This window comes from Pseudomonas sp. UBA6562 (assembly GCF_002434265.1).
Classification (GTDB): Bacteria; Pseudomonadota; Gammaproteobacteria; order Pseudomonadales; family Pseudomonadaceae; genus Aquipseudomonas.
Window position 1 is genome coordinate 115,508 of record NZ_DJJS01000002.1, and the last position, 17,978, is coordinate 133,485.

Below are 17,978 nucleotides of genomic sequence, written 5' to 3' on the forward strand. Positions count from 1 at the left end.
GAAGCTGATTAAGGAATCCTTTATGACCCAGAAATTCGACGTTGTTGTGATTGGTGCAGGTCCTGGCGGCTACGTAGCCGCCATCAAGGCCGCCCAACTCGGTCTGAAGACTGCCTGCATCGAAAAATACACCGACGGCGAGGGCAAACTGGCCCTGGGCGGTACCTGCCTGAACGTCGGTTGCATCCCGTCCAAGGCGCTGCTCGACAGCTCCTGGAAGTACAAGGAAGCCAAAGAGAGCTTCAACGTGCACGGCATCTCCACGGGCGAAGTGAAGATGGACGTGCCGGCGATGGTCGGCCGCAAGGCCAACATCGTCAAGAATCTCACCGGTGGCGTCGCGACCCTGTTCAAAGCCAATGGCGTGACCTCGATCCAAGGCCACGGCAAGCTGCTGGCCGGCAAGAAAGTCGAAGTTACCAAGCCTGACGGCAGCACCGAAATCGTCGAAGCCGACAACGTGATCCTGGCGTCCGGTTCGCGTCCGATCGACATCCCGCCGGCGCCGGTCGACCAGAAGGTCATCGTCGACTCCACCGGCGCCCTGGAATTCCAGAGCGTACCCAAGCGTCTGGGCGTGATCGGTGCCGGCGTCATCGGCTTGGAGCTGGGTTCGGTCTGGTCGCGCCTCGGCGCCCAGGTCACCGTGCTCGAAGCACTGGACACCTTCCTGATGGCGGCCGACACCGCGGTCTCCAAGGAAGCCCAGAAAATCCTGACCAAGCAGGGTCTGGACATCAAGATGGGCGCGCGCGTCACCGGCTCCAGTGTCAATGGCGATGAAGTCGAAGTCACCTACACCGACGCCAACGGCGAACAGAAGATCGTCTTCGACCGCCTGATCGTCGCCGTAGGCCGTCGCCCGGTCACCACCGAGCTGCTGGCCTCTGATTCGGGCGTCAACATCGACGAGCGCGGCTACATCTATGTCGACGACCAGTGCGCCACCAGCGTACCGGGCGTGTACGCCATCGGTGACGTGGTGCGCGGCCTGATGCTGGCGCACAAGGCCTCGGAAGAGGGCATCATGGTCGTCGAACGCATCAAGGGCCATAAAGCCCAGATGAACTACGACCTGATCCCGTCCGTGATCTACACCCACCCGGAAATCGCGTGGGTCGGTAAGACCGAGCAAACCCTCAAGGCCGAAGGCGTCGAAGTCAACGTCGGTACCTTCCCGTTCGCAGCCAGCGGCCGTGCCATGGCAGCCAACGACACCGGCGGTTTCGTCAAGGTCATCGCCGACGCCAAGACCGACCGCGTCCTGGGCGTGCACGTGATCGGCCCATCGGCCGCCGAGCTGGTACAGCAGGGCGCGATCGCCATGGAATTCGGCACCAGCGCCGAAGACCTGGGCATGATGGTCTTCAGCCATCCGACCCTGTCCGAAGCCTTGCACGAAGCTGCACTGGCCGTGAATGGCGGTGCCATCCACGTCGCCAACCGTAAGAAGCGTTAACTATAAGAAACCACGGCGGGCTGCCCGTCGTGAGTCTTGCGTGCACGACTCACCGCGGAACGTTCGCCGGACCAGGCTCGCGGGACAACCCGAGGGCTGAGGGTCACAGGTGGCGCGGCACCGGAAACGGCGCAGCGCCGAAGCGCAGTACCTAACGAAGACGGTAAAAAGCATGAATCTTCACGAGTATCAGGGCAAACAGCTGTTCGCTGAGTATGGCCTGCCAGTATCCAAGGGTTTCGCAGTCGATACCCCTGAAGCTGCAGCAGAAGCCTGCGACAAGATCGGTGGTTCGGAGTGGGTCGTCAAAGCCCAGGTCCACGCCGGTGGTCGCGGTAAAGCGGGCGGCGTCAAGCTGGTTCGCAGCAAGGAAGACGCCAAGGCGTTCGCCGCACAATGGTTGGGCAAGAACCTGGTGACCTACCAGACCGACGCCAACGGCCAACCCGTTTCCAAGATTCTGGTCGAATCCTGCACCGACATCGCCAAAGAGCTGTACCTGGGCGCTGTGGTGGACCGTTCGAGCCGTCGTATCGTGTTCATGGCCTCCACCGAAGGTGGTGTGGACATCGAGAAAGTCGCGCACGAAACCCCCGAGAAGATCATCAAGGCGACTATCGATCCGCTGGTCGGCGCACAGCCGTTCCAGGGCCGTGAGCTGGCTTTCCAGCTGGGTCTGGAAGGCAAGCAAGTTACCCAGTTCGCGAAAATCTTCGTCGGTCTGGCCAAGCTGTTCCAGGACCACGACCTGGCCCTGCTGGAAGTCAACCCGCTGGTCATCAAGGCCGACGGCGACCTGCACTGCCTCGATGCCAAGCTGAACATCGACGCCAACGCCATGTACCGTCAGCCCAAGCTGAAGACCTTCCACGACCCGTCGCAAGATGACGCCCGTGAAGCCCACGCCGCCAAGTTCGAACTGAACTACGTCGCGCTGGAAGGCAACATCGGCTGCATGGTCAACGGTGCCGGCCTGGCCATGGGTACCATGGACATCGTCAACCTGCACGGCGGCAAGCCAGCCAACTTCCTCGACGTAGGTGGCGGCGCAACCAAAGAGCGCGTGACCGAAGCCTTCAAGATCATTCTGTCGGACAGCAATGTCGCGGCCGTTCTGGTCAACATCTTCGGCGGCATCGTTCGTTGCGACATGATTGCCGAAGGCATCATCGGCGCGGTGAAGGAAGTCGGCGTGAAAGTACCGGTTGTCGTCCGTCTGGAAGGCAACAACGCTGAACTCGGCGCCAAAGTACTGGCAGAAAGCGGTTTGAACATCATTGCTGCAACCAGCCTGACCGACGCTGCTCAACAAGTTGTCAAAGCTGCGGAGGGCAAGTAATGAGCGTCCTGATCAATAAAGACACCAAAGTCATCTGCCAGGGCTTCACCGGCTCGCAGGGTACCTTCCACTCCGAGCAAGCCATCGCCTACGGCACCAAGATGGTTGGCGGCGTGACCCCAGGCAAAGGCGGCACCACCCACCTGGGCCTGCCGGTGTTCAACACCGTCAAGGAAGCCGTCGAGACCACCGGCGCCGACGCTTCGGTGATCTACGTCCCGGCTCCGTTCTGCAAGGACTCGATCCTGGAAGCGGCCTTCGCCGGCATCAAGCTGATCGTCTGCATCACCGAAGGCATCCCGACCCTCGACATGCTGGACGCCAAGGTCAAGTGCGACGAGCTGGGCGTGACCCTGATCGGCCCTAACTGCCCAGGCGTCATCACGCCAGGCGAGTGCAAGATCGGCATCATGCCCGGTCACATCCACTTGCCAGGCAAGGTCGGTATCGTGTCGCGTTCCGGCACCCTGACCTACGAAGCGGTCAAGCAGACCACCGACGCCGGTTTCGGCCAGTCGACCTGCGTGGGCATCGGTGGCGACCCGATCCCAGGTTCGAACTTCATCGACATCCTCAAGCTGTTCCAGGAAGACCCGCAGACCGAAGCGATCGTCATGATCGGCGAGATCGGCGGTTCGGCTGAAGAAGAGGCGGCTGCCTACATCAAGGCCAACGTCACCAAACCAGTCGTTTCCTACATCGCCGGCGTTACCGCGCCTGCGGGCAAGCGCATGGGCCATGCTGGCGCCATCATCTCCGGCGGCAAAGGCACTGCGGACGAGAAGTTCGCCGCCCTGCAAGACGCCGGTGTGAAGACCGTGCGTTCGCTGGCCGACATCGGCAAGGCCTTGGCCGAGCTGACCGGTTGGGAAGTGAAGCGCTAATACGCTGACGCCCCCACGCGGCACAGAAACCACCTTCGGGTGGTTTTTGTGTTTTCAGGGACCATACAGCCAGCCGATCGAAAGCATAGGAATTTTCGTACAGACGTTGCGCCATTCGGCGAGTAACTTTCCTACACGTCTGGTCGTTTAGACGACAAGAACAGTCGCCTATCGGACAGGGTGGCGGGGCGCCGTGTGTTTTCCCGGCAAATTGGGTAACCTACGCGCCATTTTGTGCCCGATCCCCAAAAGGGACCGACACGCTAAACGGGTCTGGCTCATCACGCCGGGCAGCATTTCCCTCATCCCTAGGGCAATCCCTTCTCGACTCCCGATTTCAGCAGTGTGGTACTTCCCTAAATGAAAGTGTTAAAAGGCCAGGACATCCTGGCGCTTGGCTTCATGACGTTCGCCCTGTTCGTAGGCGCCGGCAACATCATCTTCCCGCCCATCGTCGGTTTGCAGGCTGGCCCCAACGTGTGGATGGCCGCCTTGGGCTTTCTGGTCACGGCCGTGGGCCTGCCGGTCATCACCGTGGTCGCGCTGGCCAAGGTCGGTGGCGGCATGGACGCGCTGAGCAGCCCGATCGGCAAGTTCTTCGGCGGCCTGCTGGCGGCGGTGTGCTACCTGTCGGTCGGCCCGCTGTTCGCCACCCCGCGCACCGCCACCGTCTCGTTCGAGGTGGGTGTGGCGCCGCTGACGGGTGAAAGCCCACTGGCGTTGTTCATCTACAGCCTGGTGTATTTCCTGATCGTGCTGGCCGTGTCGATGTATCCCGGCAAGCTGCTCGATACCGTGGGCCGCTTCCTGGCGCCGCTGAAGATCATCGCCCTGGCCGCGCTCGGCATCGCCGCCTTCGCATTGCCGGCAGGCGACATCGGTGAAGCGCAGCAGGCCTACGTGGCTTCGCCGTTCTCCCAGGGCTTCATCAGCGGTTATCTGACCATGGATACCCTGGGTGCGTTGGTGTTCGGCATCGTCATCGTCAATGCCATCCGCTCGCGTGGCGTCGAATCGCCCAAGCTGATCACCCGCTACGCCATCATCGCCGGCCTGATCGCCGGTGTCGGCCTGGCACTGGTGTACGTCAGCCTGTTCCGCCTGGGTGCCGGCAGCCACGACATCGCCATGGGAGCCAGCAACGGTGCCGCGGTACTGCACGCTTACGTGCAGCACACCTTCGGTTCGCTGGGCAGCGGCTTCCTGGCGGTGCTGATCGCCTTGGCCTGTCTGGTCACGGCCGTCGGCCTGACCTGCGCCTGCGCCGAGTACTTCAGTCAGATCCTGCCGGTGTCCTACCGTGCGCTGGTGGTGATTCTGGCCGGCTTTTCGCTGCTGGTGTCGAACCTGGGCCTGACCAAGCTGATCATGTTCTCCATTCCCGTGCTGACGGCGATCTATCCGCCCTGCATCGTGATGGTGGCCTTGAGCTTCGTCAAAGGCCTGTTCAATGCCCCAGCACGCGTCCTGGGCCCAGTGATGCTGGTGTCGCTGATATTCGGCGTCATCGACGCCATCAAAGGCAGCAGCCTGGCGCATTACCTGCCGGACCTGGTCGCCAATCTGCCGCTTAGCGAGCAGGGCCTGGCCTGGCTGGTGCCGTCGCTGGCCGCGCTGGTAGTGTGTTTCGCCGTGGACCGCATGCTCGGTCAGTCGCAAGAAGCGCTGGCCTGACGCTTCGCGGCAGGCCGGGTTGGATAACCGGAGGCCTGAGTCGCAAGAAACCCCGCAGTGAGCTGCGGGGTTTTTTTATCTGCGCGAAAAAGGCGTGCCTTTTCACCGCACCGAACGTCGAACATCGGTCTATACCTGTGCATCGTTCAGCGTTCGAGGCCGCCCATGATCTTCATCGAAAACAACCTCAACCACTTGCTGGCTGTCTGCTGGTTCGCCCTGGCTTGGGGCGGCTACACCCGCTATGCCCTCTGGAAAGCCCGGGACACCGCGTGTCTGGCCAGCGTGTTGCACCTGTACCGTGAAGACTGGATGCGACGCATGCTGATGCGCGACAACCGCATCGCCGATGCCAGCGTGATCGGCAATCTGGAACGCAATGCCTCGTTCTTCGCCTCCAGCACCCTGATCATCCTGGCCGGCATCCTCACCGTGCTCGGCGCTTCGGACCGCGCCCTGTCGCTGTTGGCCGATCTGCCCTTGGTGCAGCCAGCTTCCCAAGGCATCTCGGAGCTCAAGCTGCTGTGCCTGGCGATGGTCTTCGTCTATGCCTTCTTCACCTTCAGCTGGTGCATGCGCCAGTACAATTTCGCGGCAGTCGTGGTCGGTTCGGCGCCGATGATCGGCGAACGGCAGGTCAGCGAGCAGCAGCGCAACGCTTTTGCGGCAAGGGCAGCGCGTGTGTTGTCGTTGGCGGCCAACCAGTTCAACCTGGGATTGCGCGCCTACTACTTCGGAATGGCCCTGTTGACCTGGTTCATCAGCCCCTGGATGTTCATGCTGACCACCGTCGGTGTCGTGCTGATTCTCTATCGGCGCGAATTCCATTCGGATGTACTCGAAGTGATGGTGTTCACTGCCACCGAAAGTGCGCCGAATGAAGCGGCCAAAGACGCCGTGCCCGGTCAATCGCAAACGCAATCGGTTTAATCGGCGCATAAAAAAACCCGGCATCGCCGGGTTTTTTATTACCGCCAGGCAATTACTGCTTGGCAGGCTCTGCAGGAACGGTGGTGTTCGGTGCAGTGGTAGCTGGCGTGGCGTCGTCGCGCGCTTCTTCAGCGGCTTTCTGCTGGGCTTCGGCCTGGTCGGCAGCAGCTTTGGCTTTCTCTTCGTTCGCTTCGTTGACCTTGTCCTGAGCGTCGTTCATTTTTTCCTGAGCGTTCTGGGAATGCTCCTGTGCGTCCTGGGCTTTGTCTTCGCTGGCTTTATCGCAAGCGGCCAAGCCCAGGGTAGCGGCCAACATCAGAGCAAAAGCAAAAGGTTTACGCATGATTGTGTATCTCCGTGGGTGAATAACTGACTTGTTGCTTCGAGTTGTGCCCTGCGAAAGAAGTTCCAAGTCCATTTCAGATAAACAGCGGGTTGTCGTGAAAGCACACATACAGGCCTTGTTGCTTCGGCGTGTGTGGCTGAAGGTGCGTTTTATTACTACCTCGGCAAAGGCTCGCACTTGTAAGTGCACGCGCACGCCGCGCATGCGCATGCTTCGGCAGATTCTAGAGCGGTTGTAAATCTCGCCCCTTGAAATGCCTGAGCCAGCCCCCATCTGTTGGACATCCCGCCCTGAAAGCAGGCCTTGGCCGTCACGGCGACCTCCGCCAACCAATTGGAGTTTTGAAGACCATGAGTGTGGATACTCAAAAGGAAACCCTGGGCTTCCAGACCGAAGTGAAGCAACTGCTGCACCTGATGATTCATTCCTTGTATTCGAACAAGGAAATCTTCCTGCGTGAGCTGATCTCCAACGCCTCCGACGCCGCCGACAAGCTGCGTTTCGAAGCCCTGGCCAAGCCCGAGCTGCTCGAAGGCGACTCGGAACTCAAGATCCGCGTCAGCTTCGACAAAGCGGCCAATACCGTGACCCTGGAAGACAACGGCATCGGCATGAGCCGCCAGGACGTCATCACCCACCTGGGTACCATCGCCAAGTCCGGCACTGCCGACTTCATGAAGAACCTCACCGGCGACCAGAAGAAGGACTCGCACCTGATCGGTCAGTTCGGCGTGGGCTTCTACTCGGCCTTCATCGTCGCCGACAAGGTCGACGTGTTCAGCCGTCGCGCCGGCCAGCCGGCCGCCGAGGGTGTGCACTGGTCGTCCAAGGGCGAGGGTGACTTCGAGGTCGAGACCATCGACAAGCCCGAGCGCGGTACCCGCATCGTGCTGCACCTCAAAGCCGGTGAAGACGAGTTCGCCGACGGCTGGCGCCTGCGCAACGTGATCAAGAAGTACTCCGATCACATCGCCTTGCCGATCGAGCTGCCCAAAGAGCAGGCCGAAGCGGCCGAGGGCGAAGAGGCGCCTGCGCAGGAGTGGGAAACGGTCAACCGCGCCAGCGCCCTGTGGACGCGTTCGCGTTCCGAGGTCAAGGACGAGGAGTACCAAGAGTTCTACAAGCACATCGGCCACGACTTCGAAAACCCGCTGACCTGGAGCCACAACAAGGTCGAGGGCAAGCTTGAGTACAACTCGCTGCTGTACGTGCCGGCCCGTGCGCCGTTCGACCTGTACCAGCGCGAAGCGCCACGCGGCTTGAAGCTGTACGTGCAACGCGTGTTCATCATGGACCAGGCCGAGTCGTTCCTGCCGCTGTACCTGCGCTTCATCAAAGGTGTGGTCGACTCCAACGACCTGTCGCTGAACGTGTCGCGGGAAATCCTGCAGAAAGACCCGATCATCGACTCCATGAAAACCGCGTTGACCAAGCGCGTGCTGGACATGCTGGAGAAGTTGGCCAAGAACGAGCCCGAGCAATACAAAGGCTTCTGGAAAAACTTCGGCCAGGTGCTGAAAGAAGGTCCGGCCGAAGACTTCGCCAACAAGGAAAAGATCGCCGGCCTGCTGCGCTTCGCCTCCACCCAGGGCGAGAACGGCGAGCAGGACGTATCGCTGGCCGACTACCTGGCACGCGCAAAGGACGGCCAGGACAAGGTCTACTACCTCACCGGCGAGTCCTACGCGCAGGTCAAGAACAGCCCGCACCTGGAAGTCTTCCGCAAGAAAGGCATCGAAGTGCTGCTGCTGACCGACCGCATCGACGAGTGGCTGATGAGCTACCTCACCGAGTTCGACGGCAAGCAGTTCGTCGATGTCGCGCGCGGCGATCTGGACTTGGGCGCCTTGGATTCCGAGGAAGACAAGAAAGCCCAGGAAGAAGTCGCCAAGGATAAGGAAGGCTTGGTCGAGCGTTTGAAAACCGCACTGGGCGACAGCGTCGCCGAAGTGCGTGTGTCGCACCGTTTGACCGATTCTCCGGCGATTCTGGCCATCGGCGAGCAGGACTTGGGGTTGCAAATGCGTCAGATCCTGGAGGCGAGCGGGCAGAAGGTGCCGGACTCCAAGCCGATCTTCGAATTCAACCCGAGCCATCCGTTGATCGAAAAGCTCGACCATGAGCAGAGCGAAGACCGCTTCGCCGAACTGTCGCATATCCTCTTCGACCAGGCTGCCCTGGCCGCGGGCGACAGTTTGAAAGACCCGGCGGCCTATGTGCGCCGTCTGAACAAGCTGCTGGTCGAGCTGTCTGCTTGAGTTGATGCGTCTGTACGAAAGCCCGCTTCGGCGGGCTTTTTTCATGGGGCCGGCGCACGCTGCGTGGCGGCCGCGACGTGAAAACACAGGAGAAGTACATGAGCAAGGTCATCACCGAATCACTGACCTACCGTTGTTCCGGCCAGACCTTCGAAAGCCGTCTGGTCTATGCCCAGGACGGCCTGCCACGGCCGGCGCTGATCATGGCGCCGAACTGGATGGGCGTTACCCCGGGTGCCGAGCGCATCGCCCAGGAAGTCGCCAGCCGCGGCTACGTGGTGTTGCTGGTAGACCTCTATGGGCAAACGCTGCGCCCGAGCAACGCCGACGAAGCGCTGGCAGCCATGATGCCCCTCAAGGAAGACCGCAATGAGCTGCGCAAGCGCATGAACGAAGCGCTCGCGCAGTTGCTGGGCCAGTCCCGCGTGGTGCTGGCGCCGGGCAAGGTGGCGGCCTTCGGCTTCTGTTTCGGCGGCTGCTGCGCGCTGGAGCAGGCACGCAGCGGGGCGGACCTCAAGGCGGCGATCTCTTTCCACGGCACACTCGATACCCCTGACCCGGACGACGCCAAACGGATCGAAGGTGCCGTGCTGGTGTTGCACGGTGCCCAGGACCCTCTGGTGCCCAAAGAGCAGCTGCCGGCGTTCGAGGCGGAAATGTCCGCTGCCGATGTGGACTGGCAGTTGACCAGCTACGGCGGAGCGGTGCACTCGTTCACCGACCCCGATGCCAACGTGCCGGGTAAGAACCAGTACAACCGTAAAGTGGCGGAGCGGGCGTTCACCGCCATGTACAACCTACTGGACGAGGTGTTCGCACGCTGATCGGACAACCGTCCGTGCCGAGGCGTCGGCCCGTTATTCCAGGGCTGGCGCACAGGGCAGGGCAGGGCTGAACCCTGGGCTCCAGGCGCGGGTCTATCGGGCTTCAATTCGATGAAGGAAGCCCCCGCCATGATCGCCAGAGCGCTCGTCGCCGTGATCTGTTCCGGCCTGCTGTCGCAACCCTGCCTGGCGCGCGAATACCGCTACACCGACGCCCACCTGCATTACGTCGACTTCTTCCAGGAGACTGAAGGCATGCCCGCCTTGCTCAAGGCCATGGACGAGGCGGGCGTCGATCAGTCGATGATTTCCGGCATTCCGGTGGCCAAGAAATGGCACGAAGACGAACCCAAACGGCCTCGCTACTACGCAGGCGACGATGCCAGCGCCTACTGGTACAGCGCCACCGACGTGTACGTCGCCGCAGCCCTGCAGGCCTTGAACCCGGAACAACGTCAGCGCTTCCATCCGTTTCTCAGCGGCTTCAACCCGGTCGACAAGAACTCGGCCAAGCACATCGAGCGCATGCTCGACCTGTACCCAGGGCTGTGGCAAGGCATCGGCGAAGTCTTCACCCGCCACGACGACCTCACGGCTCTGACCAGTGGCGACACGCCCAGGGCCAACAACGAAGCCATGAACCTGATCTACACCTTGGCCGGCAAGCGCGACCTGCCGGTGTTGGTGCACTCCAACATCACCTCCAAGCGCGAGCGCAACGCGCTGTACCTGGAGGAGATCGAGCAGCCGCTGCGCGACCATCCGACCACGCGCTTCATCTGGGCCCATGCCGGCAGCAGCATGGAGATCCATCGCCATCAGACGCAGATGAAATTCCTTCTGCCGACCCTGACGCGGCTGCTGGAAACCTACCCGAACCTGTACGTCGACCTGTCCTGGAGCGTGCTCGAACCCTATCTGCTGGACGAGCAGGGCAAGCCACGGCAGGGCTGGCTCGATCTGGTCCAGCGCTTCCCGGACCGGTTCATGCTCGGCTCCGACGTGGTGGGGCGTTTCGACAGCATCGGCGAGCAGATGAAGGGCTTCGATCCGTTTCTCGACGCCTTGCCCGAGACGGTGGCCCATAAGGTGGCGCGCGACAACTTCCTCGCCTTATTGCCCAAAGGTCGTTGACGCCCAGCCATCAGGCCAACCGCAGAAACGAAAACGCCCCGAACCAGTCGGGGCGTTTTCAGTTGCTGCCTACAGTGTCACTTGCCCTGCCAGCGCTTGAGCACCAGGGTGGCGTTGGTGCCACCGAAGCCGAAGCTGTTGCTCATCACGGTGTCGATCTTGGCGTTTTCGACGGTAGTGCGCTGGATCGGCAGGTCGGCGACCGCTGGGTCCAGTTCGTCGATGTTGGCCGAACCGGCGATGAAGTTGTTTTCCATCATCAGCAGGCAGTAGATCGCCTCGTGCACACCTGCGGCGCCCAGCGAGTGACCGGACAGGCTCTTGGTGGAGCTGATGGCCGGTGCCTTGTCGCCGAACACTTCACGTACGCCCTTCATCTCGGCGACGTCGCCGACCGGAGTGGAGGTGCCGTGGGTGTTGAGGTAGTCGATCGGCGTGTCGACGGTGGACAGCGCCTGCTGCATGCAGCGGATGGCGCCTTCGCCGCTTGGCGCGACCATGTCGTAGCCATCGGAGGTAGCGCCGTAGCCGATGATTTCGGCGTAGATCTTGGCGCCGCGGGCCAGGGCGTGTTCGAGTTCCTCGACCACCACCATGCCGCCGCCGCCGGCGATGACGAAGCCGTCACGGTCGGCGTCGTAAGCGCGCGAGGCCGACTCCGGCGTCTCGTTGCGCTTGGTCGACAGCGCACCCATGGCGTCGAACAGGAACGATTGGCTCCAGTGCTCTTCTTCGCCGCCGCCGGCGAAGACGATGTCCTGCTTGCCCCACTGGATCTGCTCCAGCGCGGTGCCGATGCAGTGTGCGCTGGTCGCGCAGGCCGAGGAGATCGAGTAGTTGATGCCCTTGATCTTGAACGGCGTGGCCAGGCAGGCCGAAACGGTGCTGCCCATGGTGCGGGTGACGCGGTACGGGCCGACGCGCTTGACGCCTTTTTCGCGCAGGGTATCCAGCGCTTCCATCTGGTTCAGCGTGGACGCGCCACCGGAACCGGCGACCAGGCCGGTACGCGGGTTGGAGACCTGCTCTTCGGTCAGGCCGGCATCCTTGATGGCGTCCTGCATGGCCAGGTAGGCGTAGGCGGCGGCATGACCGACGAAGCGGAACACCTTGCGGTCGATCAGTTCTTCGAGGTTGAGGTCGATGGAGCCGGACACCTGGCTGCGCAGGCCTTGTTCCTTGTATTCCGGATTGTAACGGATACCTGGACGGCTGTTGCGCAGGCTTTCGGTGACAGTAGCTTTGTCATTGCCCAGGCACGAAACGATGCCCAAACCAGTAATAACGACGCGGCGCATGCGAATGACCCTTAGAAGTTGTCTGTGGAGGTGAACACGCCGACCCGCAGGCTTTCAGCGGTGTAGATCTCTTTACCATCGACGCTGACCGTGCCGTCGGCAATGGCCATGTTCAGCTTGCCCTTGAGGACGCGCTTGATGTGGATGTTGTAGGTGACCGTCTTGGCGGTCGGCAGGACCTGCCCGAAGAACTTCACCTCACCCGAACCCAGCGCCCGGCCGCGGCCCGGCAAGCCTTGCCAGCCCAGGTAGAACCCGACCAGTTGCCACATGGCATCGAGGCCCAGGCAGCCCGGCATGACCGGGTCGCCTTCGAAGTGGCAGGCGAAGAACCACAGGTCGGGCGTGATATCCAGCTCGGCGACCAATTCACCTTTGCCGTACTTGCCACCCTCGGCGCTGATATGGGTGATGCGGTCCACCATCAGCATGTTCGGGGCGGGCAGTTGCGCATTACCTGGGCCGAACAGCTCACCGCGACTGCAGCGCAGCAGGTCTTCCCGAGTAAAGGCGTTTTGTTTGGTCATGCGAGCTCCTCAATAACCCCCTGTGGCAGGGGACGAATCTTCCCGGCCAACCCCCGAACGCCTTGCGTCAGTGGGGCGGCAGCCTACAGGTAGACTATTGCGTTGTAGTGAAAGTCACAGTGCGTCCGGTAAACAAGTACAGGTGTTCACTGAAACGTGCATTTTCAGGCTATGCGACGGTCCTGTCCAGTGCGGGCAGCACATTAAGACTGCCGCAATTCTTTCTCAATCGCTACCCGACACGTCGTGATCGGGCAGCCAGCGTTGCAAAACGTCCAGCAGTTCGGTGCGTTTGAGTGGTTTGCTCAGGTAGTCGTTCATCCCGGCTGCCAGGCAGCGTTCGCGGTCGCCCTGCAAGGCGCTGGCGGTCAGGGCGATGATCGGCAGGTCGCGCCCTTCGGCCAACGCCCGGATCCGTCGCGTCGCCTCGTAGCCATCCATCAACGGCAAACGGCAGTCCATCAATACCGCCGCGAAGCGTCGTTGCTGGATCTGCTCCAAAGCCTGCTGGCCGTCGCCGGCGACGCAGGTCTGCAAGCCCAGGCTGCGCAGCATGGCTTCGATCACGCTGCGGTTGACCGGATTGTCCTCTACCAGCAGCACCGGCCGTTCCTGGCGGGGGGCGGCAGGCACGGCCGGCGCACGCGGCGCCAAGGTCGGCAGTTGCGACAGCGCGAGCGGCATTTCCAGGGTGAAGGTCGAGCCCAGCCCTTCGCGGCTCTGGGCGTACAGCACGCCGCCCATGCGCTCGGCCAGGGTCCGTGCGATCGACAGGCCCAGGCCGGTACCGCCATAACGGCGCGAGATCGAACTGTCGGCTTGCTGGAAGGCGACGAACATCGTTTCCAGACGCTGGTCGTCGATGCCGATGCCGGTATCGCGCACCGCGCAGACGAAGCGGATCTGCTCGTGTTCGATCAATCGCCACCCAGCCTCGACCACCACCTCGCCACGCTCGGTGAACTTCAGGGCGTTGCCGATCAGATTGAGCAGGATCTGCCGAATCCGCGTCGGATCCCCCTTCACCTGCAAAGCTTCGAGGCTCTCCGGCGCTTGCAGGCGCAAGTTCAGACCGCGTTGGTCGGCGCCATGCTGGAAGGAATGCACGCAGTTGGCGATCAGTTCGCCCAGGTTGAAATCGATCGACTCCAGTTGCAGCGTGGTGCGCTCGATGCGCGAGAAGTCCAGGATGTCGTTGATGACCTTGAGCAGGTGCCCGGTCGATTCGCTGGCCACACTGGTGTACTCGGCCTGCTCGGGCGTCAGTTCCGTAGTGTCGAGCAACTGCAGCATGCCCAGCACACCGTTCATCGGCGTGCGCAGTTCGTGGCTCATCATCGCCAGGAAGTCGGACTTGGCGCGGTTCGCCTGCTCGGCTTCTTCGCGGGCCTGGACCACCTGGGCCATGGCCTGGCGCTGCTCGTCGCTGGCCTGCTCCAAGGCGAAGGCCAGGTTGTTGATGTGCGCCGCCAGGTGGCCGAGTTCGCTGTCGTCCACCACCGGTACATGGGTGGTGAAGTCGCCTTGCTGGATCGCCCGTACCGCCTCGCCCATGGCGCTGATCGGGGTCGACAGCCGGGTCGCCAGGCGCCGCGCGAGGAAAAAGGTGAACAGCAGGGCGCACAAGGCCAGGATGCCGGCCTTGATTACCATCTCCTGCTGGCGCTCGCTGAAGGCGTCGTCCGACATGCCGACGATCACCCGGCCCAGATAGTCGTCGCCGACGTTGGGCGCGGCGGTGCCCGGCTGCAGGAAGTCGTCGTCCAGGCGAATCTGCTGCAAACGGATGGCCGCCTGGAACACTTCCACCCGTTGCGCGCGGTTGAGACTTTCGTCCGCCTGCTCGACGTAGACCAGAATGTGGTTGCGGCTGTCCTGCACTTCGAGAAAGCGCACGTGGGGAATGCTCAAGGTCGCGCGCATGAGGCTTTCGAGCATGTCGTTGTTGCCCGAAATCACGCCGTACTCCGAGCCCGGCGCCAGCTGGTTGGCGATCAGTTGACCGGTGTGGTTGAGTTCCTGGCGCAGGTCCTGCAAGCGTACGAAGGTGAAGAAGCCGATCAGCAGCAGGGTCAACAGCAGGGCAGGGCCGAGGCTGATGATCTGGGTGCGGGTGTGGATGTCCCAACTCAGGCGCTTGCTCATGGGCTTGGCACTTCTTCGATCGCCAGCGCGGCCGCGGTGGAGTCGATGGGCTCGAGCCCCAGGGTATGCGCCACCCGTTGGTTGCCGCTGACGCCGAACTGGCTCGGATAGAGGCTGCGCGGCCACTGCGCGGCGGGCTGGTCGAGCAGGCGGTCGAGCACGGCCAGCCAATCGGTCTGGTCGCTGAAGGTGCTGGCCAGGGCGCCGGCACGCACGAAGCCTGCGGTAGGGCCGATCAACGCGAGCTGGCGGCTGTAACTGCTGAGCAACAGGTTCTTCGCCGTGAGGGCGTTGTACAGCTCGGGGTCGTCCAGGCCCAACAGCACGTCACTGTCGGCCAGTACTTGTTGCAGCGCACGGCTGTTACGCGGGCCGTTCCAGGCTTGCGGCACGATCTCCAGGCCCAGTCGATGGGCGACGGGGCGTAGCTCGTCGAGCAGAAACTGGCTGCGTTCGCTGTGCAGCACCCCGACCCGGCGAGCCTTGGGCAGCAGGTAGTGGATCAGGCGCAGTTGCCGCGCCGGTGGCGGATCGCTCCATAGCAGGGTCAGGAAGGCCGGGCGCTGATGCGGCCAGCGCTGCTGCGCCTGGACGCGGTTGATGCGCAGCACCAGTGCCGTCGGGCCGGCGCTTTGCCCCAGGCGCCAGTCCAGCGCCGCATCGTCGAGCAGGATCAGGCGCACATCGGGCTTGAGGGTGGCCGGTGCGGGCATTTGCCCAACGCTGCGAAATTGCACGACGTCGTCGCTACGGCGCACTTGCAGCCCGGCGCTGAAGCTTCGGTAGCTGGGCTGTGCCTGGGCACCGACCAGCAGCACGTCGGCGGCGGAGGATCCGGCCAAGGGCAACAGCCACAACCCCACGATGCGCAGTGCCCGCCACATCAGCGCCGCGCTCCGGCGACGGCATTGCGCGATGTCGCCTGGGTCTTGGCGACGTTCCTGAATCCTTTGCCCATGGCCATGGTCATACCGCTACGCGCCAGGCCGACAGGCAGTGGCAGGCGAACGCCCACGGCGAAGCCGTCGCGTGGGCCGCAGCAGGATAGGCAAGGGGCTATTGACGCGCCAGGGGACACGGGACGGCCTTGGGTCGGGGGCAAGCCGGCTATGGTAAACCACCGCGCGGCTTTTACCAGCGTGCTCGGCGCGAGCGGCAGCTTGCCTGTCGGCGCTGGTGATGCGCAGGCACACCCGTATAATGCGCCCGGCGCACTCAATTCAACGGTTCGATGGACGACATATGACTCAACAGCAACCCGTCGCGGTGCTTGGAGGCGGCAGTTTCGGCACCGCCGTGGCCAACCTGCTGGCCGAGAACGGCGTGCCGGTACGCCAATGGATGCGCGACCCGCAGCAAGCCGAAACGATGCGTGTGAAACGTGAGAACCCGCGTTACCTCAAGGGCATCCGCGTACACGACGGCGTCGAACCGGTCAGCGACCTGCTCGCCACTCTGCAAGGCTGCGACCTGATGTTCGTGGCCTTGCCTTCCAGCGCCTTGCGCAGCGTGCTGGCGCCCCATGCCGCCTTGCTCGGCGGCAAGGGCTTGATCAGCCTGACCAAGGGCATCGAAGCGCAGAGCTTCAAACTGATGAGCCAGATTCTCGAGGAGATCGCTCCGCAGGCGCGTATCGGCGTGCTATCGGGCCCCAACCTCGCACGCGAAATCGCCGAGCATGCGCTGACCGCCACTGTGGTGGCCAGCGAAGACCAGGCCCTGTGCCAACAGGTGCAGGCAGTGCTGCACGGCCGCACCTTTCGCGTCTACGCCAGCACCGACCGTTTCGGCGTGGAGCTGGGCGGGGCCTTGAAGAACGTCTACGCCATCATCGCCGGCCTGGCCGCGGCCTTGGGGATGGGCGAGAACACCAAGAGCATGCTGATCACCCGCGCCCTCGCCGAGATGACCCGCTTTGCCGTCAGCCAGGGCGCCAACCCCATGACGTTCCTGGGCCTGGCCGGGGTCGGCGATCTGATCGTCACCTGCTCCTCGCCCAAGAGCCGCAACTACCAAGTGGGCCACGCGCTGGGCGAGGGCTTGTCGCTGGCCGAGGCGGTCGAGCGTTTGGGCGAAGTCGCCGAGGGCGTCAACACGATCAAGGTGCTGATGGCCAAGGCCCAGCAGGCGCAGGTGTACATGCCCCTGGTCGCCGGCCTGCATGCCATTCTCTTCGAAGGGCGTACGCTGGATCAGGTGATCGAACACCTGATGCGCGCCGAACCCAAGACCGACGTCGATTTCATTTCGATCGACGGCTTCAACTGAGCCAAGGAGTGACACATGAACCCGACCCCGGAACGCGGTGAACACGAATCGATCCTGCTGCGCGTGCTGTGGATGCTGGTCTTTCTACTGGTCTGGCAACTGGCCGAGGTGCTGCTTGGCGCGTTGGTGCTGGTGCAACTGGTCTACCGTCTGGTCTACGGCGCCCCGAGCGCCAGCGTGATGAACCTGGGCGACAGCCTGAGCCAGTATCTGGCGCAGATCGGCCGCTTCGGCACCTTCCATACCGACCAGAAACCCTGGCCGTTCAGCGACTGGCCAACTCCACGGCCGCCGCAGGGCGAAGCGGCGCACGTGGTCGAACCGGCCGCGCAGCCGGTTCAACCCGTGCAGCCGGCCGCACCTGCTGAAGACGGGACCCCTAAACCATGAAGTTGTGGGTACTGCGCCACGGCGAGGCCGAGCTGCGCGCCAACAGCGATGCCGAACGACGCCTCACCGCCCAGGGACGCGAACAGGTGCTTCGCAGCGCCCTGCACCTGCAAGGCCAGCCGCTTCAGGCGATCCTCGCCAGCCCTTACGTGCGTGCCCAGCAAACCGCTGCGCTGGTGCACGGCGCGTCGAACCTGGCGCCGCCGGTCACCACGGTCGATTGGCTGACGCCCGACAGCGATGCGCAGCACGTCATCGCCATGCTCGAGAAGCTGGAGCTGGAGGAGGTATTGCTGGTCAGCCATCAACCCCTGGTCGGCATTCTGGTGACGTTGCTCGAGCAGGGCCATCGTCAACAGCCCGCGCCGCTAGGGACAGCCAGCTTGGCCGAACTTGAAGGCGACTGGCCGTTGCCCGGTCTGATGACCCTCAAGGCGCTTCATCATTCCTGAAGGCTACGCAACTGACATTTTTGTCAGTTGCCGATCGCTGCGGGCCCTTG

The 17,978-nt window shown here is 62.8% G+C and carries 16 protein-coding genes; 11 read left to right on the forward strand and 5 right to left on the reverse strand.

Annotation, left to right across the window (positions count from 1 at the left end):
* The first annotated feature begins 22 nt into the window (after positions 1-22).
* The 5 genes from lpdA to B4M43_RS02380 all read left to right on the forward strand — a co-directional run bounded on the left by lpdA (position 23) and on the right by B4M43_RS02380 (position 6,286).
* The gene (lpdA, locus tag B4M43_RS02360; RefSeq protein ID WP_296263820.1) at positions 23-1,459 is read left to right on the forward strand and encodes a dihydrolipoyl dehydrogenase; all 1,437 of its coding nucleotides are present in this window, start codon (positions 23-25) and stop codon (positions 1,457-1,459) included.
* 172 nt (positions 1,460-1,631) lie between these two features.
* Positions 1,632-2,798 carry an ADP-forming succinate--CoA ligase subunit beta gene (sucC, locus tag B4M43_RS02365; protein WP_296263821.1) on the forward strand — a complete coding sequence of 389 codons (1,167 nt, stop codon included), beginning with the start codon at positions 1,632-1,634 and terminating at the stop codon, positions 2,796-2,798.
* On the forward strand, positions 2,798-3,682 hold the full coding sequence (gene sucD / locus B4M43_RS02370; protein ID WP_296263823.1) for a succinate--CoA ligase subunit alpha: 885 nt from the start codon (positions 2,798-2,800) through the stop codon (positions 3,680-3,682). Before sucC ends, sucD begins: the two co-directional genes overlap by 1 nt.
* A gap of 360 nt (positions 3,683-4,042) precedes the next feature.
* Positions 4,043-5,356 (forward strand): branched-chain amino acid transport system II carrier protein, encoded by a 1,314-nt coding sequence (brnQ, locus tag B4M43_RS02375; protein WP_296263825.1) that lies wholly within the window; start codon positions 4,043-4,045, stop codon positions 5,354-5,356.
* Positions 5,357-5,521: 165 nt separating this feature from the next.
* On the forward strand, positions 5,522-6,286 hold the full coding sequence (locus B4M43_RS02380; protein WP_296263826.1) for a DUF599 domain-containing protein: 765 nt from the start codon (positions 5,522-5,524) through the stop codon (positions 6,284-6,286).
* Between the two features lie 52 nt (positions 6,287-6,338).
* On the opposite strand, the gene B4M43_RS02385 is transcribed toward B4M43_RS02380, so the two are convergent.
* On the reverse strand, positions 6,339-6,629 hold the full coding sequence (locus B4M43_RS02385; protein WP_296263931.1) for a hypothetical protein: 291 nt from the start codon (positions 6,627-6,629) through the stop codon (positions 6,339-6,341).
* Between the two features lie 353 nt (positions 6,630-6,982).
* Here B4M43_RS02385 and htpG point away from each other — a divergent pair, with 353 nt between their 5' ends.
* From htpG to B4M43_RS02400, 3 genes are all read left to right on the forward strand, one after another.
* Entirely contained in the window at positions 6,983-8,890 is a 1,908-nt protein-coding gene (htpG, locus tag B4M43_RS02390) for a molecular chaperone HtpG (RefSeq protein ID WP_296263828.1), read from the forward strand.
* A 98-nt stretch (positions 8,891-8,988) separates the two neighbouring features.
* Positions 8,989-9,714, forward strand: coding sequence for a dienelactone hydrolase family protein (locus tag B4M43_RS02395; protein WP_296263830.1), 726 nt, complete (start codon positions 8,989-8,991; stop codon positions 9,712-9,714).
* 129 nt (positions 9,715-9,843) lie between these two features.
* Entirely contained in the window at positions 9,844-10,848 is a 1,005-nt protein-coding gene (locus B4M43_RS02400; protein ID WP_296263832.1) for an amidohydrolase family protein, read from the forward strand.
* A gap of 77 nt (positions 10,849-10,925) precedes the next feature.
* On the opposite strand, the gene fabB is transcribed toward B4M43_RS02400, so the two are convergent.
* From fabB to B4M43_RS02420, 4 genes are all read right to left on the reverse strand, one after another.
* Entirely contained in the window at positions 10,926-12,146 is a 1,221-nt protein-coding gene (gene fabB / locus B4M43_RS02405) for a beta-ketoacyl-ACP synthase I (protein ID WP_296263834.1), read from the reverse strand.
* A gap of 11 nt (positions 12,147-12,157) precedes the next feature.
* A complete protein-coding gene (gene fabA / locus B4M43_RS02410) occupies positions 12,158-12,673 on the reverse strand; it encodes a 3-hydroxyacyl-[acyl-carrier-protein] dehydratase FabA (RefSeq protein WP_296263835.1) in 516 nt (171 codons plus the stop codon).
* A gap of 225 nt (positions 12,674-12,898) precedes the next feature.
* The gene (locus B4M43_RS02415; RefSeq protein WP_296263837.1) at positions 12,899-14,818 is read right to left on the reverse strand and encodes a response regulator; all 1,920 of its coding nucleotides are present in this window, start codon (positions 14,816-14,818) and stop codon (positions 12,899-12,901) included.
* Positions 14,815-15,702: an ABC transporter substrate-binding protein gene (locus B4M43_RS02420; RefSeq protein ID WP_296263839.1), complete on the reverse strand. Its 888-nt coding sequence runs from the start codon at positions 15,700-15,702 to the stop codon at positions 14,815-14,817. Before B4M43_RS02420 ends, B4M43_RS02415 begins: the two co-directional genes overlap by 4 nt.
* A 358-nt stretch (positions 15,703-16,060) precedes the next feature.
* On the opposite strand from B4M43_RS02420, the gene B4M43_RS02425 reads away from it, so the two are divergent.
* From B4M43_RS02425 to sixA, 3 genes are read left to right on the forward strand one after another with little or no spacing between them, the layout of a single operon-like run.
* The gene (locus B4M43_RS02425; protein WP_296263841.1) at positions 16,061-17,086 is read left to right on the forward strand and encodes an NAD(P)H-dependent glycerol-3-phosphate dehydrogenase; all 1,026 of its coding nucleotides are present in this window, start codon (positions 16,061-16,063) and stop codon (positions 17,084-17,086) included.
* Between the two features lie 15 nt (positions 17,087-17,101).
* Complete coding sequence (locus B4M43_RS02430) at positions 17,102-17,476, forward strand: DUF4389 domain-containing protein (RefSeq protein ID WP_296263842.1); 375 nt, start codon at positions 17,102-17,104, stop codon at positions 17,474-17,476.
* The gene (gene sixA / locus B4M43_RS02435) at positions 17,473-17,928 is read left to right on the forward strand and encodes a phosphohistidine phosphatase SixA (RefSeq protein WP_296263844.1); all 456 of its coding nucleotides are present in this window, start codon (positions 17,473-17,475) and stop codon (positions 17,926-17,928) included. Before B4M43_RS02430 ends, sixA begins: the two co-directional genes overlap by 4 nt.
* The last annotated feature ends 50 nt before the right edge of the window (positions 17,929-17,978 follow it).

Coding starts and splice junctions, on each gene's coding strand:
- lpdA (WP_296263820.1), top strand. CDS start 23: ATGACCCAGAAATTCGACGTTGTTGTGATTGGTGCAGGTCCTGGCGGC.
- sucC (WP_296263821.1), top strand. CDS start 1,632: ATGAATCTTCACGAGTATCAGGGCAAACAGCTGTTCGCTGAGTATGGC.
- sucD (WP_296263823.1), top strand. CDS start 2,798: ATGAGCGTCCTGATCAATAAAGACACCAAAGTCATCTGCCAGGGCTTC.
- brnQ (WP_296263825.1), top strand. CDS start 4,043: ATGAAAGTGTTAAAAGGCCAGGACATCCTGGCGCTTGGCTTCATGACG.
- B4M43_RS02380 (WP_296263826.1), top strand. CDS start 5,522: ATGATCTTCATCGAAAACAACCTCAACCACTTGCTGGCTGTCTGCTGG.
- B4M43_RS02385 (WP_296263931.1), bottom strand. CDS start 6,629: ATGCGTAAACCTTTTGCTTTTGCTCTGATGTTGGCCGCTACCCTGGGC.
- htpG (WP_296263828.1), top strand. CDS start 6,983: ATGAGTGTGGATACTCAAAAGGAAACCCTGGGCTTCCAGACCGAAGTG.
- B4M43_RS02395 (WP_296263830.1), top strand. CDS start 8,989: ATGAGCAAGGTCATCACCGAATCACTGACCTACCGTTGTTCCGGCCAG.
- B4M43_RS02400 (WP_296263832.1), top strand. CDS start 9,844: ATGATCGCCAGAGCGCTCGTCGCCGTGATCTGTTCCGGCCTGCTGTCG.
- fabB (WP_296263834.1), bottom strand. CDS start 12,146: ATGCGCCGCGTCGTTATTACTGGTTTGGGCATCGTTTCGTGCCTGGGC.
- fabA (WP_296263835.1), bottom strand. CDS start 12,673: ATGACCAAACAAAACGCCTTTACTCGGGAAGACCTGCTGCGCTGCAGT.
- B4M43_RS02415 (WP_296263837.1), bottom strand. CDS start 14,818: ATGAGCAAGCGCCTGAGTTGGGACATCCACACCCGCACCCAGATCATC.
- B4M43_RS02420 (WP_296263839.1), bottom strand. CDS start 15,702: ATGTGGCGGGCACTGCGCATCGTGGGGTTGTGGCTGTTGCCCTTGGCC.
- B4M43_RS02425 (WP_296263841.1), top strand. CDS start 16,061: ATGACTCAACAGCAACCCGTCGCGGTGCTTGGAGGCGGCAGTTTCGGC.
- B4M43_RS02430 (WP_296263842.1), top strand. CDS start 17,102: ATGAACCCGACCCCGGAACGCGGTGAACACGAATCGATCCTGCTGCGC.
- sixA (WP_296263844.1), top strand. CDS start 17,473: ATGAAGTTGTGGGTACTGCGCCACGGCGAGGCCGAGCTGCGCGCCAAC.